This window comes from Polaribacter litoreus, from assembly GCF_054584775.1.
In genome coordinates this window covers 234,596-254,197 of sequence record NZ_JBTLRD010000003.1, presented here as the reverse complement: position 1 = coordinate 254,197, position 19,602 = coordinate 234,596, and the positions used below count along the sequence as shown (strand labels likewise).

The following is a 19,602-nucleotide window of genomic DNA, read 5'->3' as shown; positions in this document are numbered from 1 at the left end:
TTAGACCGTGAGTAACATAAAACACGTTTTGGGAATTTCTGGAGGTAAAGATAGTGCTGCATTGGCAATTTACCTGAAAGACAAGCATCCAAATATGGAGTTTGATTACTATTTTACAGATACAGGTAAAGAGTTAGATGAAACCTACCAATTAATAGAAAATTTAGAAAGTTATCTTGGCGTTAAAGTAAATCGTTTAGAGGATGAGAAAATAGAAAGCACCAATGAAGATCCTTTTGATTTTCATTTTAAATCTTTTAGAGGATACTTGCCTTCTCCACAAGCAAGGTGGTGTACATCTTTAATGAAATTAAAGCCTTTTGAGAATTTTGTGGGCGATAGCCCAACTGCTTCTTATGTTGGTATTAGAGGAGATGAACAACGTGAAGGTTATATATCAAAGAAAGACACCATTCAATCTATTTTTCCTTTTAGAAAAAACATTTGGAGTCAGGATGTATTATACAAAATATTTCACCCAGAAAATCAAGCCCAATTATTAGACTATTACAGCCAATATTTTAATGGTAATACATTAGATAAAATTAATAGTATTTTTTCTAGTCCAATTTCTTTTAACAGAAATTATCGATTAGAAAAAGAAAGAATTGTTAAAGAAAAATTAGACGGTTTATTAAAATTCGGAATTACTGAGTACAATAAAATTGTGTTCCAATATTTAAAAACAACGAGTTATCCTTTGTCTTTTGAAGAAAATTTCCCTTTACTAGAAAATGAAGACAATTTGGTAAGAGACGATATCTTTAGAATTTTACGAGAAAGTGGTGTTGGAGTTCCTGAATATTACAATAAAGTTGAATATGAAGTTGATGGGCAAAAGGGCGAATATGCTAGAAGTAGATCTGGTTGTTATTTCTGTTTTTTTCAACAAAAGATAGAATGGGTTTGGTTGTATGAACAACATCCTGAAAAGTTTAAAGAAGCTATGACGTATGAAAACGAAAAGGAAATGTTTACTTGGATTCCTAACGAATCTTTAAAAGAACTAATGCAACCTGAAAGAATAAAAGAAATTAAATTAAATCATTTAAAGCGTTTAAACAGAGAAAAATCTAAAGATTCTAAATTTTTATTAGATATTTTAGATGACACTGAAAGTGATGCTTGTACTGCTTGTTTTGTTTAATTATCTTAAAAAATGTTTTAAAAATCATTATTTGATTTTACCAATATTAAATTCTATAATATTCTTTATTATGCCAATCTAAAGAAATTGGTGAGGGATAATATTTATCATTTTCTGGGAGAATTATCTGCTTTCCATCAAATTGTGAAATTGAATATGGACTTTTATTTTCTATAATAATTGGAGAAACTCGTACAATATAATTCTTATTTATAGTTATAAGTCCTCTATCAAAAGCTCGATGCAAATTAGGAGATAATGACAAACCATTTGTAATTGTATCGTCTTTTGAAATACTAAAAGGGATTATATGACAAGCGTCTACCATTTGAATATTTGATAAGGATTCAATTCTCATTTCTGATATACAGCAAGTATAATTGTATAATTTAGGTATTGTTCTTTTAAATAAACCACCTCTAACGAATATTTCTTCTTCATATTCATCGTCAGAAAGGTTGAACTTTAACTCAGTAATTAATTTTTGATAAGTTTCACCATCCTCTTTTAATATTTGATTTTGAATATTACTTTCTATATCATTACCCTCGTTTAAAAGAAAATTAGATTTTTGATTAGGAAAATATAAATCCACTAATAATTCTATAAAAAACGCTAAAGACTTTTCATCACTTAAGAGTTGAAATAATTCTTTATCGATTTCAGCAAAAGCAACTGTTTCATTTAAGCTTTTAAAACTTTTGACACTATTAGAACTTGTCAATTCAAGCGACTTGCCATTTTTTGATACTAAAAACCAGAATGGTTCACTTCTCAAATGAAAAAAAGGTAGATAAAATTTACAGGTATGTTTTGTTTCTACTAATTTATTCCAGTTATTTTTAAAAGATAAAAGTAAATCAGCATTGATATAAATTCTGTTGCTTGTTATAAAGCCTTTTTTTATTAGCAACATTATTGACAATAATAAAATGGGTTTATGTGGTGCTTTTCCCAAAAGTTTATTGCTACTTCTCCTTAAATTTTTAAAATAATCAACATATTTATAAATTATTTTTTCATCCATAATTTTCACTTATTAAGCTACATTTTTTCCGTAATCGTTATTTTTTGTAAAGTAATCATTCTCATAATTGGTGTTAAAACGTATTGTTTTTTCTACATTTAAAGGAATTTTCGCAACTTCTGTATCCCCTTTAGCTTTTGAGTTTATTTTAAATTGAGAAGGGTAACGTTGAGGTACGAAGGGAATCTCTTCTTTTTTATGCTCAGATTTTTTACTGCCTTTTGTATCCTTTTTCTCTTTTTTCAAATCGAGTTTAAAAGTATCGCCTAACAACTTCATTAAATCAGAATTTAAAGGTAAATTCTTTGTGAAATTTTTGAGTAGTTGATTTGTGTTTGTTGAAGTGTCAATATTAACAGCTTGTTTTCTAAACTTTTGAATTTCACTTAACCTTCCATCTTTAGCACTTAATTTGGTTGCTAAATAACGCCTTAATTGTTGGGTTTCTTCTCCATCTTTTAATCGATCTCTAGAAGCCATAAATAATTCTTTACGGAACTCATACTTCATATCAGTACAATCTACGTGAATTAATAAATGATTCTTAAGTAGGTTAAGTTTTAGAGACCTTGTAATAAACTCAGAAGTATAAAAACCGTGAACTTGTCCGTTCATAGAAAACATTACATTCATTCCATTTTTAAAGTATCTTCTTCCTATTTCGTCCTTTGTTTTCTTTAAATCAAAGTCTTTTACTTTTACCTTAAATACAAAGCAAGAAACTTTCATTTTACCAAACAGTTCATCATTATAATTTTCAGAAAATTGTTGGTCAATATAAGTATCTTCTTCTTTGAGTAATCTTCTTTTCAATCCAAAGAGATCATTTGATATCACTTTATTGTTAGGATACCTTTCTTTAGTATCTTTGGTCAACATTGGTAATGCAGGACTGAATAGAAACTCATTAATACTTTGGTTTAAATCTTGTGCAAAACCAGAATATCCTTTAGGAAACTGATAAGAGTACATTTTAATTACTGTTCCTGTTTTAAATTGTCTATTTTCTAAGCCTAAATCAAGAGTTTCTATAGGAAAGGATGGTATTTTACCATCTATTAATAAATACTCATACCAAGTTTCTTTAGCTTGGTCATTTTCTGTTTTTGGGTGTTCTCTTATAAGTGTAAATCCAAAATCTCCTGTATTATCAAATCTTTTAGATGCAATGAGTTGATATCTTTTTTTTCCACAAAAAACGATAGCACCACTTCCTCCCATATTGTATTTACCTTGTACAAAATGAACATTATTTTTATTCCCTCTAAGAAGCGATAAAAATGTGTCTTCAAAATTTTCTGGGTGTTGACCTTCTCCATTATCATAAATAATTACAGAAGTTGGATATTGTTTTTTTTGATTTCTTGGACCTTTTCCATCAGCAATAATTTGAATTTCTTCGGCTTGTGCTTTTCTAAATTCTCTTAAATCCCAATTATTATTAGGGTAAAAAGTTTCAATGGCTTCATCCATTGATTTCGGTGCAATATCAGATTTAGGATCAATACCTAATTCCCAACATTTTTTAGTTAATAAAGCATCTATCGAGTTCGTTGTTTTTTCAATAAGTGCAGCTATGGGATTAGATTGTTGATTTTTGACAACACCATAATTGCTTTTGTTGTTTCCAAGTGGTTTCCAGTTTTGGTTTTCGAAAATATTATGATTATAATCAATAATAACTTGAAGTTCATTTTCGTCTTTTGAATTAAAAATAGCGAAGAATAATTCTGATAGTTTTTCTTTATTCATAAATTAGCAATGTTTACACACAAATTTAATGAAATAATTATTGATTTTGGGTTTCTAATACTTTCAAAATAATGATTAGAATATTTTATAGGTGATTCATGATCTTGATTAAAAGTTTAAATGCATGTTTCTGTATTCATAGGTATAAAAGAGAAGAACTCGCTATATATTAAAAATTAAAACATCTATAGTCCAAGTATAAGAAGAAAGTAGTGGATGTATATATGAAAATGAGAGGCAACTACTCACATTTTCACGGCTAAAGCCTTTAAAATGAGTGGTTTTATTAATAAAATTTGCAGAAGTTATTCACTTTTTATTGTTGATATTTCTTTAAGGTGCTAAAAATCAATAAATTGTGGTTTGCTGTGAATAACTGTAGGCCAAAACTGCCAAAATATAAAATTTAAAAATCTTATATTTACATACGTAAAAAGTCTTATCAGCTGTGGCTTTTAAGACTTTTATAATTGGTAACACTATAAGAAAAGTGTTGTTTAAATGTGGTGTTTAAAATTACAATACTTCTTATAGCTTACCAAACAAAAAATGTTAATTTTTAAAGCAGTACCACAGACTGCGTTTGGGTAAGTATGATTTAAGTTTTCTTTTTGCAACTCCTTTAAAAAAATGTCTATTATTTTAAAGTAATCTCCTTTCAAGTCGTTTAGGGTATTGGCAACGCTTTGCTGAGTTTTTTAGAAACGCAAAAGAGGTTTTCTTATAAACCGCTTAAAAATTTTATAAGAAGTATTTTTTTAAATTTTAAATTTTTTAACGATGATATCATTAGTTTCAATAGAGCGTCCTAATCCGCAAAACAGATTAGAAGAGAATAAATTTTATGCAAAAGCCGTAGCAAATGGCAAAACAGATCTAGAAAGATTAGCGTTTTTGGTGTCTAACCAAAGTACGGTAAGAGAAGGAGATTGTTATGCTGTAATACTTTCTTTATTACACAATATTTTAGACGAACTAAAACAAGGTAAAATTGTAAAATTAGACAAGTTGGGTTCTTTTCAAATTGGGGTAACTTCAGAAGGTGTAGCAACGCCAGAAGAGTTTAATCCTAGTATTGTTAAAAATGTGCATATTAATTTTAGACCCGATAAAAGGGTTAAAAATGCCATTAATATTAAAACTTTAGGCTTTACTACCGTATAAATTTTTAATAGTTGTTTTTACAAAACCTCAATAGCTTGGCTATTGAGGTTTTTTTATGGGCAAACCGAAAAAAAGAAAGGTTTCTTTTTGTAAAAGTATGGTAACTTTCACCTAAAAGTAACGTTTCTTTTTACCAAAAGTATGGTAACTTCTATCTAAAAGTATGGTAACTTTTTAAAAAAGTAACTAATAAATTTTATAAGGTTACTTTTAAAAGGACATTTGTAAAGATTTACCCAAAATTGAACTATATTTACTAGTGATTATTCGAAAAATTATGGTAATCAGGCGCTCAATGGACTAAAAATATGTAATAATTTACAATAAAATACTGTGTTTTTATTTCGGATATATTTACAAACTATCAGTTCTCTCTTAAAAACAAGTGTTTAGAGATAATGCTGCTTTCTTTTACTATTATAATGTTGTAAATATAAGATCTACTTTAGAAACTCATCTTTTAAATACTTATGAATTCATTTTTAACCGCAGTGTAGGTATTGATTCGAAAAAGTTTACAGTTTTTAATAAAACTTTCTGCGCACTATTTTTTTTAAGATTGATAAAATAAATGGATGTATATCAATTCTTTAAGAATCGGATAGCGTCAGGAGTTTTTCTGTTTACAAAATAGATGATCCTACTTTTTGATCTTTTATTGCCATTGCTTTTTTAAAAATGATGCTTAGCGAAGCTGTTTATTTATTCGTCTAAACTTTAGCCGCTTTAATCGAACTTATTCTGTTGCACGCCATAAAACTTTTAAATTTGTAGTGTTCTTAAATAATTAATACCCTAGATATGAAGTCAATACAAAAAACAGCAGCCCTAGCCATCCTTTTAATCGCAATTTTTTCTTTTGCTAAATTAAAAAGTAAAACAGTAAAATCAGCTGTGAACTTAGCAGAAATAAATGTGGTAGCCTTGCTCTCAAAACAAGAATTAGGTTGCAGACCATCTAATGCAGTACTGTTTTATGTAGATACAGAAATTATAAAAAAGTACCGTGGTTTTTCTGAAATTAAAGCTGAGGTATTTATGGTAGATCGAGTTTCTGGAGCAAAAAAGGCATTAACCAATGGTCATATTTTAGTACCACATCATAAAGACGCCATGATTAAAAGCCATGGAGAAATTGCTAATAATAAATGGATAGCACTAAAAAATGGAGATAAAATAAAGGAAAGTGCAAATTCATCTTCTTATGATTTTACAAAATTGATAAAATACGAAGTAATTTATAACAGCTACATTAGAGCTACCAATAAATTATTAAAAATAAATAGAGTTTAAAATTCAATAGTAAGTTAGTTGTTTGGTTAAGTTAAAAAGAGGTTGTCAGAAAAGTATCAAAACCTGTCATTTCTATTGTAGTAGAAAAATCGTATTTGTAAGTAATCAATTATATATATTTCAACTTTATGACCTATAAATCTACTTTTCAGAGGCCTCTTTTTTTATTTTTTAGGATTTTAAACTCCATCATTCATTGGTGTATTAAGTAGTGAGATTTCAGGTAAAAATGTAATCGCAAAAAAAAAGAATACTTTCTGACGCTTTAACTGCTATGCCCTTTTTTACTTGTTTATCTTTTCTTTCCTTTTGATGTAGTGCTTTTGTTTGGTAGAAAATTAGGAGATTTTATAAAATTGGCAGCTCATTGAATAGGTCTAATCAATTGATGTACCGAGTTTTTTTAAGTTAAAGAGGATTTTAAAATAATCAAAAAAATCATCAGTATTGATGTTGGATTATAAATAGATATAAAATTTAGAATTTTGTTTACAAAAAACATTAATAACAACATACAATATAAAGCTTTGAACAGTAGGTGTAAAAAAAACTCAAGTCAATATATAGTTTACTATAGAACATAAAATTATAATAGAAACCAGACAAAAGTGAAGTATATCATAGATTGGTTGAGTGTTGATTTTTAAAAATTTTGAGATCAAAGCAAACTTTTGGTTGTGTGCCTTAAAAAAGTATCAACCCTTTTCACATTCACCATTAGCTAGCATCCATTTATCGACAACAAAAATGAAGTCACCTATTTTTTAATTTATGACTTCTGTATGCACTTATATTTGTATTGTATTATAGATGAAAGAAATACACAACAATCTCAGAAACACATTTTCGAAGAGCATTGTTAATAATAACCTAATATTTTGTAAATTACGATGAATTTAACTCATAAAAGTCCCCAAAATATGAATCCCTCACTATCCTCTCTTTTGAGATACGCCTTTATTTTATTGTTATTAAACAGCTGTGGTTTCGATGAACCTGAAGTATCAGATGATATTTTAGAAGAAGAACTAGGAGAAGTACTATCTATACCAGATGGTTTTGATTTTAGCACCGCTCATGATGTTAAAATTAATATAACTGATAATGGAAATTATGCAAAGTATGATATTTATGCATACACAGATGAATTGTATGATGCAGGTTTAGAAACCTATGAAAATGAATATGGAGAAACTGTTACAGAAACGGTTTATAAGTCAGATGTATTAGAAAAGTTAATTTTCTCTGGTGTAGCAAAAAATGGTTCTTTAGAGCAAACAATAAATCTGCCTAAGTTTTACAATAAAGTTTTAATTCGTAGAAATGAGAACTTGCAATTTACTTCTAGTATAAAAGATATTATAAACCAAGAGGTAAATTTTAATGCTGCTGAAGCTAAAAAATCAGTAAAATCGAGTGAATTAAAAAGTACAACAGATTATTTATATTGTGTAAATGGTTCTGCTCAATTATTTCAAGTAGATCCTGTAACAGGTTTACTTACTGATTTATCTCAAATGCCAATGGGTAGCTATACTTGCGCTATTGATCAAGAAAATAAAGTATTATATTCTATTGGAAGATCGAACCCTTTTCCTTTAATGAAATATTCAATTGAAAATGATAGCTGGGAAACTGTGGCAAATTTAGGAATAGGAGGTCCTAGATTAGATTATAATACCAATGACGGATTGCTTTATTTTTCTAAAAACGGCAAGTTGTATACTTTTAATCCTGCAACTGGAGCAAAGTTAAATACATGGAATATTGAAGGTTTAGATAGTACTGCAGGAGGCGATTTAGCTTTTGCCGAAGATGGTACCTTATTTTTATGTACTTTTTCAGGATTATATCGTTTAGAATTGGATGCCAATAATACATATCAAAGTACAAGAATAAGTGCAGACAGCTTGCCTTTTTCACCAACCTCAATGACTTTTGATTCAAACCAAGAGTTATGGCTTGCAAATAATGGGTCTAGCAGTAATTTAATTATAATGGATACACAAACTGGTGGCTGGGCATATAAATATGGGCCTAATGCAAATAACGATTCAGATTTTGGAAGAACAATTAACGATTTAACTACTTTTCGTGTAATATCTGATGATGTAAATGATACAGATACAGATGGAGATGGTATTCCAGATGTAGATGATGCGTACCCTGAAGATGAAGAAATTGCATTCGAGTATTTTACACCTAGTAAATACGGTCAAGGTACAATTGCTTTTGAAGATTTATGGCCAACAACTGGAGATTACGATTTTAACGATGCAGCTTTAACTTATCAAGCAATTGCTAAATTAAATTCAGATAATATGGCTGTTGAATTAGAATTTACATGTAATATTAAAGCTAATGGAGCAGGTTTTACAAATGGTATAGGGTTTCAAATCGATAACTTATCACCTTCTGATATAGAGAGTGTAACTGGTTCAGTTTTATCGCAAAACTTTATAAGCTTAAACCAAAATGGTACTGAAGCAAACCAAGATAAAGCTGTAATTATTTTAGCTGATGATGTTGATAATATTTTAAATGAAACTAAAATAATCATAAGATTTACAGCACCAATAAGCACAGAAAAATTAGGAGTTGCACCTTTTAATCCTTTCTTAATTGTAAACATGGAAAGAGAAAAAGAAATTCATTTACCTTATATGAGCGCTACAAGTTTAGGTGATAAAAGCACTACTTTTAGTGGAACAAATAGAGATGCAGATGGCAACTATATTTCAGATACAGGATATCCTTGGGCAATAAGTATCATTCACGATTTTAAAGTACCAAAAGAAAAAGTAGCAGTTACAGAGGCTTATAATTACTTTAGTCTTTGGGCAGAATCTGGAGGGACAGATTATAAAGATTGGTACAAAGATTCAGCAGGAAATAGAAATGAAGAACTTATTGATAAATAATTTTAACAAATAAGTAGATTATATTTTATTAAATAAAAGAAAAGATTCTGAAGATATTTCTTCAGAATCTTTTCTTTTTAAGTTTTAAAAAAATAACATAATTTACAATTAGTTATTTTATATAAATATTAAAACCCTGTAAATGAAATATTTACAGGGTTAAAAGTGGAGACGCCGAGAATCGAACTCGGGTCCAAACAAGCAGCCAAAAAGCTTTCTACATATTTAGTTCTTAGTTGATTTTCGTTTAAAAGCTGATTAAGAACAACCCACTTTTAACTTAGCTTTTTTAGTTTCGAAAACTTACCAAAGCGTTAAGTTTTCTATGTTTATTTTTACGATGCCCAAAAATGAAACGCCATAAACCAAGGCTTTTCGTGGACATAAAGCTTGCTCACCTTGTGAGCCGAGGCTTAATCTTACTATAATTCAGATTAGGCAGCTAAAGCGTAGTTATCTTCGCCGTTTATAAAGTTGAAATTAGGTTTAACGAGTGTTATTTCATAACTCGATATGCTTACCAATTCACTGACCTTGCTGTCAAAACCAGTCGTCCCCTTAATGAGATAGCTAAACTTGTTTAGCGTAATCAAATTAACCCTGAACTTGTTTCAGAGTCTCAAATCTCATTCTATTTTTTCAAAGAACTATATCATCATTTTAAAAATGATATAAATTTGGGCGTTACTTTTCGCCAAAAGCATTTGGCGATAAAGTCAGGCTTTCACTACTCGTTTTTTATTCCATTATCATTACATAAAAGAACTCAAACAAATCATTCAATCCTTAACGCGATTTGCAAAAGTATAAAAAATACAATTGCTAATCTCTTTAAAATCTAATATCTTCGAACAAATATTATACCATCTTTTACAACAGTAGTTTCAGTAACCTTTAAAAACATTTATTATGAAGTTTGGCATCATTAAAGAACGTAAAAATCCACCTGATAGAAGAGTCGTGTTTTCACCAGAGAAGTTGCAAGAATTTAAAAATCAGTTTGCTACAGCAGAAATTAAAGTAGAATCTTCTAATATTCGAGTTTTTTCTGATGAAGCATACAAAAATGTAGGAGTAGAAGTAACTGATAATATGTCAGATTGTGATGTTTTATTAGGAGTAAAAGAAGTGCCTATTGATGCTTTAATTCCGAATAAAAAATATTTTTTCTTTAGTCATACCATCAAAAAACAACCTTACAATAGAGATTTGCTCAAAGCAATTTTAGAAAAAAACATAGAATTGTACGATCATGAAACGATTGTAAAAGAAAACGGAATGCGTTTAATTGGTTTCGGACGTTATGCAGGTATTGTTGGTGCTTACAATGGTTTTAGAGCAATTGGTTTAAAAAATAAAACTTTTAATTTGCCAAAGGCAGAAACTTTAGATTCTCAAAAAGAATTGATTTCTGAATTAAAAAAAATAACACTACCTAAAAATTTTAAAATTCTTTTAACGGGTAATGGAAAAGTGGCTTATGGAGCCAAAGAAATGTTGGATGCAATACATATTATAGAGGTTTCTGTTAACGAGTATTTAGAAAACACCTATGATGAACCTGTGTATTGTTTGGCTGATGTTTTAGATTACAATAAAAGAAAAGACGGAAAAGTAATTGATAATTTCGATTTTTACAATCATCCAGAAAATTACGAATCAGATTTTATGCGTTTTGCAAAAGTGTCAGATTTCTTTATTGCTGGTCATTTTTATGGTAATGGAGCTCCTTATTTGTTTACCAGAGAAGATGCAAAATCGAAAGGTTTTAATATAAAATTTGTAGCAGATATTTCTTGTGATGTTGATGGTCCTGTTGCATCAACCCTAAGAGCATCAACTATAGCAAACCCAATTTATGGTTATAATCCAGCCACTGAATCTGAAATAGATTATACAGATGAAAACGCAATTGTAGTTATGGCTGTAGATAATTTACCTTGCGAATTGCCAAAAGACGCAAGTGAAGGTTTTGGAGAAATGTTTCTGAAAAATGTAATTCCTGCTTTTTTAAATAATGATAAAGATGGAGTTTTAGCAAGAGCAAAAATGACAGAAAACGGAAAACTAACCCAACGATTTTCTTATTTACAAGATTATGTTGATGGAAGAGAATAATTTTCAGAATCAGCAATTCTTATTAGATTTAGCTAAAGCGAAAATGCCTTTTGGTCAGTTTAAAAATCGATATTTAATAGATTTACCCGAACATTATTTGGTTTGGTTTAAGAATCAAGGCTTTCCTAAAGGTAAATTAGGCTTACAAATGGCAAGTATTTATGAAGTAAAATTAAATGGATTAGAAGATATCATCAGAAAAATAAAAAATGATAATACTTGATTTTTTATATAAGTAGCTAAATTTTAGTGATGTATAAAAGTTTGAAATTTAGTCTTTAACCACCAAACCATAAGTTATATGGGCAATTCCTAAAATTAAGAGTGATGAATACCAATAATTAGGAATTAAGAAACAAATTATTGCTAAAAACAAAGAAACACCTGCTAAAATAAAAAGATTTTTACTGTTTTTAAGTTTTAAAAAGAGTAGGGTTACAGCATATAATAACAAGAAAAAGGGTGCTAAATAATCACTGTAATTAAAGAATATTAGATAAGAAAGTACTAAGAAAATAACAATAAAACTCAACAGATATTTCCATAAAATAGTCTTTGTTGTAGCATTCCATAGTTTATATTCTAATTTTTTTGATTTTGATTTTCCGTTGAAAAATAGGGTTACAGAAGAGAAAATAAAAGTTATAAAGATTATGGTAAGAATAAGAATTTCTATAATTTGAGGAGATAAAGCACCTAAAGGATTCCCATCAACTAAAAAGCCCATTATTAATTTTTTTATTAAAAATGTAGCGCACAAAAAATAGATGCCTATTAAAATACTTGAATAACCTTGTAAAGAAAAATTTGGCTGAATATGATTTTGTTTCTCCATAAATATTTAAATTGGGCAAATATACAACAAAATGAAACCTGCAGAAGAATACATTTTAAATCAGCCAGAACCCTTCAAATCTATGTTAATGCATTTGCAGATTTTAATTGAAGGTTCTTTTCCTGAAGTAGACTTGCAATTTAAATGGAAAATTCCCTTTTATTATTTAAATGATAGACCTTTTTGCTATTTAAATCCGTCTAAAAAGAAAGGTTATGTAGATGTAGTTTTTTGGGTTTCTGCACACTTAACAAAGTATAATGAGTACTTAATTTCGGAAAACAGAAAAGTAGTAAAATCGTTAAGATATTTTAAGCTAGAAGATATCAATGAAGAAATTTTACGAACAGTTCTAGACGAAGCGCATCAACTAAAAGACAAAGGATTTTATAAAAGAACTTAGAAAATATTTTAATATAATTTACCTTTCAGGTTTTTAAAACCTGAAAGGTTTTGTTTAAAACAAGTAGTGTAAATCAAGCAATATTATTGTACCCTAACCTTAAAATGCAAAGCATCTTCTTTGTTGATGAACAAAACCAAATCTGTATTTCTATTTGGGTTTTTTAAAGTTAGTGTAGTTATTCCGTTTGTTGTCTGTATAGTGGGTTTTTGCGCATATTTATGCCCTTTAAAATTGTAAATAATCAGTGAGGTTGTATCTAGATTTTTAAATTTTAACGTGATGTTTTCTGATGATTTTAAGTTGATAATTCCTGTTTTTGGTGCAATTAATTCAGCTTGTAAACTCAAAAAAGTCTGACTATAAATTGGTTGATTATAAAACTCTTGAATGCTCATTCTACCAAAACGCAATACCCAAAGATTGTTATCAGGATAATGTGTTTTAAACATTTTTTGCTTTGGCATATTAAAAAAGTAGTTGTTAAATTTTCGTATCCATTTGCCATTATATTCGTAACCAGCAGCCCAAGTTGCATCTAAAATAATCCAATTACCATTAAGTTTTACAGCATTCCAAGCGTGATTTGTGGAGTTTTGTACTTTGCCAATTTCTCTGGCATCACTTTTAACATTGCCTTTTATTACGGCTGCTTCAATATTTAATAAATCGCATATTTTTTTAAACGATTGCGCATATTCTTCGCAAACTCCAGTTTTATTTCTGAATGCATCTGCAATTAATTTGTCTTTAACCGCTTGTAATTTTTGTTGTTTTTCGGTTTCAGTTGTATAACTAAAACGATAATAACGTTGCCTAGGATTGTAATATTCTTTTAAATTATATCTAATGTTTTTTGCTAACCAAAAAAAAGCGGCTCTTACTTTATCAACATCCGAAGAAAAATCGCTTTCAATTTTATTGGCTAAATCATCAACCTTAGAAAATCGTGGATATTGTAAAACTTTGGCATCAACTTTTTCAAAATCTTGAGAAAAAGTAGCTGCAGACATTAAAAGAAAAAATAGTAATTGTTTCATTATAAATGATTAAACAATTTTGTAAACCAAATATTGTGCCTTTTCTGCAAGGTTTCCAAAATCTTAAAGGTATTTATTCTTAAAAACAGAAAACCTACAAGGTTTTGGAAACCTTGCAGGATATATATTTCTGTTTTGTGGAATTGAGTGAGCGCGTTAAGGATTGAGCGGTCTGTTTGAGCTCTTTTTTCTTTTTCAGAAAAAAAGCGAGTAGCGAAAGCCTGTTAAAACGCCCAAAAACTATTTTAAAATAAATTGTATTTATAAATTATTAATCGTTTTTCGAATGGCAACCAAATTACTTAGAAGACCTTCTAAATTGTCTAAATGTAACATATTTGCACCATCAGATTTTGCGTTTGCAGGGTCAAAATGGGTTTCTATAAATAAACCATCAACATTATTTACCACTCCAGCTCTTGCAATAGTTTCTATCATTTCTGGTCTTCCACCTGTAACACCTGCAGTTTGATTTGGTTGTTGTAAAGAATGGGTTACATCTAAAACAGTAGGTGCAAATTCGCGCATTTCAGGAATTCCTCTAAAATCTACAATCATATCTTGGTAACCAAACATGGTACCTCTATCAGTAATCCAAGCTTTGTGGTTACCAGCATCTTTTACTTTTTGCACAGCGTGTTTCATGGCTGCAGGACTCATAAATTGTCCTTTTTTTAAGTTGACCACTTTTCCTGTTTTTGCAGCAGCAACTACCAAATCTGTTTGGCGTACTAAAAACGCAGGAATTTGCAAAACATCTACATATTCTGCAGCCTTTGCAGCATCAGTAACTTCGTGAATATCTGTAACTGTAGGTACATTAAAAGTTTCTGAAACTTTACGTAAAATCTTTAATGCTTTTTCATCTCCAATTCCTGTAAAACTATCAATTCTACTTCGGTTTGCTTTTTTAAAACTCCCTTTAAAAATGTAAGGTATTTCTAATTTATCAGTAATTGTAATTACTTTTTCAGCAATTCTTAACGCCATTTCTTCGCCTTCAATGGCACAAGGACCACAAAGCAAAAAGAAATTATTTGCAGTTGTATGTTTTATATTCGGAATTTCAGATAATATCATTGGTAAAATTTGCACAAAAATAAGAAATTAATTTACCTAACAGTAAATACTAGTAATTTATAAAACACGCAGTTTAGTTTAATTATTTAAAGGGTTTTGATTAGCTATTAAATTAAAAATGAATAATTTTTACTTGAATTAAGTATTTGTTTTAAAACCATAAAAAAGACATCTAAAAAAAATGAATTTTTCAAAAATAAGTGACTATAAGTTAATATAGTGTTTAAAAAAGGTAATATTGTCTATGTATTGAAAATAAATGTCTATTCATTCAGTAACAGAAAGTAGTAGTTTTAACAAACTTTTAAAATTTATTATAATGATGAAAAAAACTATGTTTTTCTTATTTATGTACTGTTCTTTATACATGTATAGTCAAACTGACATAAATAATTTTGAACCAGGGGATGAAGCTGTTACAATACAAGGTGGTAACTTAACATTATCAACAGAAGCAAATCCAAGTATTTCTGGGTTAAATACCTCTGCTAATAGTCTTAAAATAGGTAGAGCATCTGGTTCCACAGCTTGGTGGGCTTTTGCAACTATCGATGTGGTTCCAGACATAGCAATTGCAGCAGCACCAACAGATACTAAATATTTAAGTATGCTAGTCTACTATGCAGCTCAACCAGATATTGGAGTAAGAACTTCAGCTGGAGAAAGTGATAATGGGGGAAATGCTATGATTACTAGAGCTTTAAACGAGTATAATGCAAGTGAGTCGAATACTTGGCAAAGAATTGTTTTTGAAGTGAAAACAGATGGTGATGGGGTGCATAGTTTTACAACGGGTACCATGTATAAGATTTTATTTCATCCAGACATGGGGTTTAACAACACACCTTCAGGTCAATTGTTAAGTACTTCTGCTTTTGGATACATAGACAATATTGTACTACATGATACGAATCCTTTAATTAACACTTGGATAGGAACTACTTCTGATTGGAATACAGCATCTAATTGGTCTAGAGGAACTGTACCTTTAATTAATGACTTTGTTACAATTCCTTCAGGAACATCTAATAATCCAGTTATAAGTAGTACATCAGGTGTAGTTATAGAGAGGTTAACTGTAGATTCTGGAGCTTCTTTAATTATAGAAGATGGTGGTTCTTTAATTGTTCACGGTACTTCTACTGGTAATATAACGTATAAGAGAACACTAACAAAAGATGCAGATTTAAGCAATGCTTGGTATTCTGTTTCAGCTCCTGTTGCAGGAGCAACTGTTACAACTCTGCAAGCAGAAAATAATTTTGCAGCCGGTTCTGGAGGAGATAGAATTGGTTTGGCTACATATGCAAATGATGGTTCTGCTTGGAATTACTTTACAACCTCTAGTAGTGACGTCATAGCTTCCGGTACAGGTTTAATTGCTAAAATAAATAATGGAGCAGCAAATAGTAATTTGTTAATGACAGGGACTTATGTAGGAACAAATGTAGAGCCAACAATAAGTCAAAGCACAAATAACTTTAACTTTGTTGGAAATCCTTTTACTGCGTATTTAAATTTAGGTACTTTTTTTACTGATAACAATGCAGCTGATAGGTTAACAGAAGAAACGATTTGGATTTGGGATGAAAACAAAAACGGAGTAGATATGGGAGGATATGTTTCAAAAACTTCTGCATTAGACGGATCTTTTGAAATAGCACCTGGTCAAGGATTTTTTGTGAGTTCTGGAAATGCTGCAGATAATAAAGTTACTTTTAATGTAGCCAATCGAAGTCATAAATCAGATTCTTTCTTAAAAAATGCAAATGATAGAATAGAAATAAGTTTATCAATTATGCAAAATAATAAAGCCTTTAGTACAGATTTATATTACTTAGATGGAGCTTCAGTAAATTTTGATAATGGTTTTGATGCATCTATGTTTACGGGGGTAACCTATGATTTAGAAATTTATTCGAATTTAGTTTCAGGAGATAATAAATCTAAAATTGAAAGACAGTCTTTGCCAAAAGCTAATTTTGAAGATATAGTTGTCCCTTTAGGTATTAAAGCATCAAAAGGAGTAATTGAAATCGCTGCAATTAGTAAAAATTTACCAAAAGGAATTAGCGTTTTCTTAGAAGATAGACTTACAAACACATTTACAAATGTAACAGAGTCAAGTTTTAAAGTAAAATTATCTGAAAATGTTGATAATTCAGGAAGATTTTTTCTAAGAACCTCTTCGCAAAATGTATTATCTACAAATAACTCTAAATTAACAGGTGCTAGAGTTTTTCTAAATAATCGAAGTCTTACGGTTACAGGTATAAATCAATCTACAGGTTCTGTATCTATTTACAATATGCTAGGAAAGCAAATTATAACTAAGAGGTTTACTTCTAGTAATGGTTTTAATGTTGGGGTACCTGTTTTATCATCAGGTATTTACATTGTTAAGTTAAATACTTCAGAGGGATCATCAAATAAAAAAATAATTTTAGAATAATTTCTAATATGTAAACATAAAAATATATAATGAACACAGATATGCATAAAGACAAAGATATAACACGCAAAGATGCCTTAAAAAAAATAGGTAATTACAGTAAATATGCAGCACTTACTGCATTAGGAACTTATACGATTTTGAATCCGCAAAAATCACAAGCACAGAGTCCTGTAGCACCAGGTACAGGATTCTAATTTAAATTTTGTGTTTAATACAAAAGGCTATTTGAAAAGGTAGCCTTTTTATTTTTTGTGAAATTCACTAAAATTGATAACATCTCCGTAAATTCTTGTATCAATAGTAAAACCGATGCAGCTATTAACATCAGTATATCAATTAAATTGTTAGTTCATTGGTAAAACATAAATCAACTTCTTATTTATCAGTAATTGTAATTACTTTTTCAGCAATTCTTAACGCCATTTCTTCGCTTTCAATGGCACAAGGACCACAAAGTAAAAAGAAGTTATTTGCAGTTGTACGTTTTATATTCGGAATTTCAGATAATATCATTGGAAAAATTTTACATAAAAATAAGCATTTAAATTAGTTATATTTATGCATTAAAATTTGATAAATATTATGACCAAAACATTTAAAATAATAGTTGTATTAGGATTGTTTATATTGGGTAGCTGTAAAGTAGCTGTTAAAGGAAATAACGGTAAAGATGGAGTAGATGGAACATCACCTTCTAAAAGTGAGGAGGTTAACAAATTAGTTTTGCCTTTTTTTATAGATTCTACAACCGTTAAAAAACATTTGTATACCCTAGCTTCTGATGATATGCAAGGTAGAAAAGCGGGTACAGCAGGTATAGAAAAGGCGGCAAAATATATAGAAAATGAGTATAAAAAAATAGGATTAACTACTTTTAACGGATTAGATTCTTATAGACAAACGTTTAATTTTACGCCAAGAAGAGCTAAAGAAGAAATTACAAGTGCAAATATTATTGGAGTTTTAGAAGGTAAAAGTAAAAAGGACGAATATGTAATAATTTCCGCACATTATGATCATTTAGGAATTAGAAATAAAGAGGGCGAATTAGATAGTATTTATAATGGTGCAAATGATGATGCTTCTGGTGTAACAGGTGTTTTGGCTTTGGCAGAATATTTTAAGAAAGTGGGTAATGAAAGAACCATTATTTTTGCTGCTTTTACTGCAGAAGAAATGGGTTTGGTGGGTTCTACTCATTTTGGTAAAGGTATTGACGCTAGTAAATTTGTTGCAGGAATCAATTTAGAAATGATTGGAAAAATTCCAAGTTTTGGACCTAATACAGCTTGGTTAACTGGTTTTGAACGTTCTGATTTTGGGAAAATTGTGCAAAAGAATTTAGAAGGTTCAGGGTATCAATTATTTCCAGATCCTTACAAGAAGTTTAATCTGTTTTTTAGATCAGACAATGCGTCTTTAGCAAGATTAGGTGTGCCTTCGCATACATTTTCTACAACTGCAATAGATGTAGATAAAGATTATCACAAAGCTTCTGACGAAGCAGAATCTTTAAATATGACTGTAATTACACAAACCATTCAGGCAGTTGCAAAAGGTACAGCAAGTATTATTAACGGAAAAGATACACCTACAAGAGTAGTTTTAGAAGAAGTTAAAAAATAATGATAATGAAACAAATTCAGTTTCTTTTTTTGTTTTTATTGATGAGTTGCTCATCATCTAAAGTGATAGCAGATTACGACTCAAAAATCGATTTTAACAATTTTAAAACCTATCATTTTTTTGAAGATATAGGTAAAGGTTTAAATGATTTTGATGTAAAAAGAGTACTATCAATCTTAAATTTAGAGCTACAACAAAAAGGATTAGAGCAAAATGATAATCCTGATTTTTACATTAATGCAATTGCCAATTATTCAGAAGCACGGAATTCGAATTCTATAGGAATTGGTATTGGTTCTGGAAATAGAAATGGCGGTTTTGGAATTTCTGGAGGAATACCTATAGGAAGTAAAAAATTAAATGAAGAATTTACTATTGAGTTTGTAAATGCTAAAACAAATGAAATTTTTTGGGAAGGAATTTTAAATTCTACCATTAAAGAAAAACGAGAGCCAGAAGACAAGGAAAATCATTTTCAGGAAATTATTAAAAGAATTTTAGAAAAATACCCACCTCATTAAATGAGTTAGATCTCACTAGTTCTATATGATACAGGTTAATTTATTAAAAAATTACTGTGTAATGATGTTGTTAAGGTATAGAAACCTCAACTTTAAGCTAAGATTTTTTCATTTTAATAGCAATTGCATTCTTATCGAACACTAAAAAGGAGTTAATTGTTCATCAATGGTTTTTGTTGCATTTTAATCAGTATAAGACAGACAAAATCCAATTCAAAAT

General features: G+C 29.4%; 16 protein-coding genes, 1 other RNA gene and 1 pseudogene. 11 read left to right on the top strand and 7 right to left on the bottom strand.

The features are described from left to right. The first annotated feature begins 7 nt into the window (after positions 1-7). The gene (locus tag ACW9UN_RS03670; protein ID WP_459483968.1) at positions 8-1,147 is read left to right on the top strand and encodes a phosphoadenosine phosphosulfate reductase domain-containing protein; all 1,140 of its coding nucleotides are present in this window, start codon (positions 8-10) and stop codon (positions 1,145-1,147) included. Between the two features lie 46 nt (positions 1,148-1,193). Here the strand turns inward: ACW9UN_RS03670 and ACW9UN_RS03665 are convergent, their stop codons facing one another. Both ACW9UN_RS03665 and ACW9UN_RS03660 read right to left on the bottom strand, forming a co-directional pair. Then, positions 1,194-2,174 carry an HNH endonuclease gene (locus ACW9UN_RS03665; RefSeq protein WP_459483967.1) on the bottom strand — a complete coding sequence of 327 codons (981 nt, stop codon included), beginning with the start codon at positions 2,172-2,174 and terminating at the stop codon, positions 1,194-1,196. Between the two features lie 12 nt (positions 2,175-2,186). After that, positions 2,187-3,926, bottom strand: coding sequence for a hypothetical protein (locus ACW9UN_RS03660; RefSeq protein WP_459483964.1), 1,740 nt, complete (start codon positions 3,924-3,926; stop codon positions 2,187-2,189). Between the two features lie 780 nt (positions 3,927-4,706). Here ACW9UN_RS03660 and ACW9UN_RS03655 point away from each other — a divergent pair. From ACW9UN_RS03655 to ACW9UN_RS03645, 3 genes are all read left to right on the top strand, one after another. Next, the gene (locus tag ACW9UN_RS03655; protein WP_459483963.1) at positions 4,707-5,090 is read left to right on the top strand and encodes an HU family DNA-binding protein; all 384 of its coding nucleotides are present in this window, start codon (positions 4,707-4,709) and stop codon (positions 5,088-5,090) included. A gap of 801 nt (positions 5,091-5,891) precedes the next feature. Then, the gene (locus tag ACW9UN_RS03650) at positions 5,892-6,383 is read left to right on the top strand and encodes a hypothetical protein (protein ID WP_459483962.1); all 492 of its coding nucleotides are present in this window, start codon (positions 5,892-5,894) and stop codon (positions 6,381-6,383) included. Between the two features lie 920 nt (positions 6,384-7,303). Beyond that, positions 7,304-9,304, top strand: a complete 2,001-nt coding sequence (locus ACW9UN_RS03645) for an LruC domain-containing protein (RefSeq protein ID WP_459483960.1) — start codon at positions 7,304-7,306, stop codon at positions 9,302-9,304. A gap of 163 nt (positions 9,305-9,467) precedes the next feature. Here the strand turns inward: ACW9UN_RS03645 and ssrA are convergent. Then, positions 9,468-9,862: a transfer-messenger RNA gene (gene ssrA, locus ACW9UN_RS03640) on the bottom strand. 351 nt (positions 9,863-10,213) lie between these two features. Here ssrA and ACW9UN_RS03635 point away from each other — a divergent pair. Further along, complete coding sequence (locus ACW9UN_RS03635) at positions 10,214-11,422, top strand: NAD(P)-dependent oxidoreductase (RefSeq protein WP_459483959.1); 1,209 nt, start codon at positions 10,214-10,216, stop codon at positions 11,420-11,422. Continuing rightward, positions 11,409-11,645: a DUF3820 family protein gene (locus ACW9UN_RS03630; RefSeq protein WP_459483958.1), complete on the top strand. Its 237-nt coding sequence runs from the start codon at positions 11,409-11,411 to the stop codon at positions 11,643-11,645. Before ACW9UN_RS03635 ends, ACW9UN_RS03630 begins: the two co-directional genes overlap by 14 nt. 48 nt (positions 11,646-11,693) lie before the next feature. Here the strand turns inward: ACW9UN_RS03630 and ACW9UN_RS03625 are convergent, their stop codons facing one another. Further along, positions 11,694-12,149: a hypothetical protein gene (locus ACW9UN_RS03625; protein WP_459483957.1), complete on the bottom strand. Its 456-nt coding sequence runs from the start codon at positions 12,147-12,149 to the stop codon at positions 11,694-11,696. A 139-nt stretch (positions 12,150-12,288) separates the two neighbouring features. Here ACW9UN_RS03625 and ACW9UN_RS03620 point away from each other — a divergent pair, with 139 nt between their 5' ends. Then, complete coding sequence (locus ACW9UN_RS03620) at positions 12,289-12,660, top strand: DUF1801 domain-containing protein (protein ID WP_459483955.1); 372 nt, start codon at positions 12,289-12,291, stop codon at positions 12,658-12,660. A gap of 83 nt (positions 12,661-12,743) precedes the next feature. Here the strand turns inward: ACW9UN_RS03620 and ACW9UN_RS03615 are convergent, their stop codons facing one another. Both ACW9UN_RS03615 and kdsA read right to left on the bottom strand, forming a co-directional pair. Further along, positions 12,744-13,700 (bottom strand): transglutaminase domain-containing protein, encoded by a 957-nt coding sequence (locus ACW9UN_RS03615; protein WP_459483953.1) that lies wholly within the window; start codon positions 13,698-13,700, stop codon positions 12,744-12,746. Positions 13,701-13,961: 261 nt separating this feature from the next. Next, positions 13,962-14,780 carry a 3-deoxy-8-phosphooctulonate synthase gene (gene kdsA / locus ACW9UN_RS03610; protein WP_459483951.1) on the bottom strand — a complete coding sequence of 273 codons (819 nt, stop codon included), beginning with the start codon at positions 14,778-14,780 and terminating at the stop codon, positions 13,962-13,964. A 319-nt stretch (positions 14,781-15,099) separates the two neighbouring features. Here kdsA and ACW9UN_RS03605 point away from each other — a divergent pair, with 319 nt between their 5' ends. Both ACW9UN_RS03605 and ACW9UN_RS03600 read left to right on the top strand, forming a co-directional pair. Beyond that, positions 15,100-17,232, top strand: coding sequence for a DUF8693 domain-containing protein (locus ACW9UN_RS03605; protein WP_459483949.1), 2,133 nt, complete (start codon positions 15,100-15,102; stop codon positions 17,230-17,232). Positions 17,233-17,261: 29 nt separating this feature from the next. Next, positions 17,262-17,429, top strand: coding sequence for a hypothetical protein (locus ACW9UN_RS03600; RefSeq protein ID WP_459483947.1), 168 nt, complete (start codon positions 17,262-17,264; stop codon positions 17,427-17,429). A gap of 184 nt (positions 17,430-17,613) precedes the next feature. On the opposite strand, the pseudogene ACW9UN_RS03595 reads toward ACW9UN_RS03600, so the two are convergent. Continuing rightward, positions 17,614-17,748 (bottom strand): annotated as a pseudogene (locus tag ACW9UN_RS03595) (3-deoxy-8-phosphooctulonate synthase); the annotation flags it as partial. 69 nt (positions 17,749-17,817) lie between these two features. On the opposite strand from ACW9UN_RS03595, the gene ACW9UN_RS03590 reads away from it, so the two are divergent. Further along, positions 17,818-18,861 (top strand): M28 family peptidase, encoded by a 1,044-nt coding sequence (locus ACW9UN_RS03590; RefSeq protein WP_459483944.1) that lies wholly within the window; start codon positions 17,818-17,820, stop codon positions 18,859-18,861. Between the two features lie 5 nt (positions 18,862-18,866). Beyond that, a complete protein-coding gene (locus tag ACW9UN_RS03585) occupies positions 18,867-19,382 on the top strand; it encodes a DUF4136 domain-containing protein (protein ID WP_459483942.1) in 516 nt (171 codons plus the stop codon). The last annotated feature ends 220 nt before the right edge of the window (positions 19,383-19,602 follow it).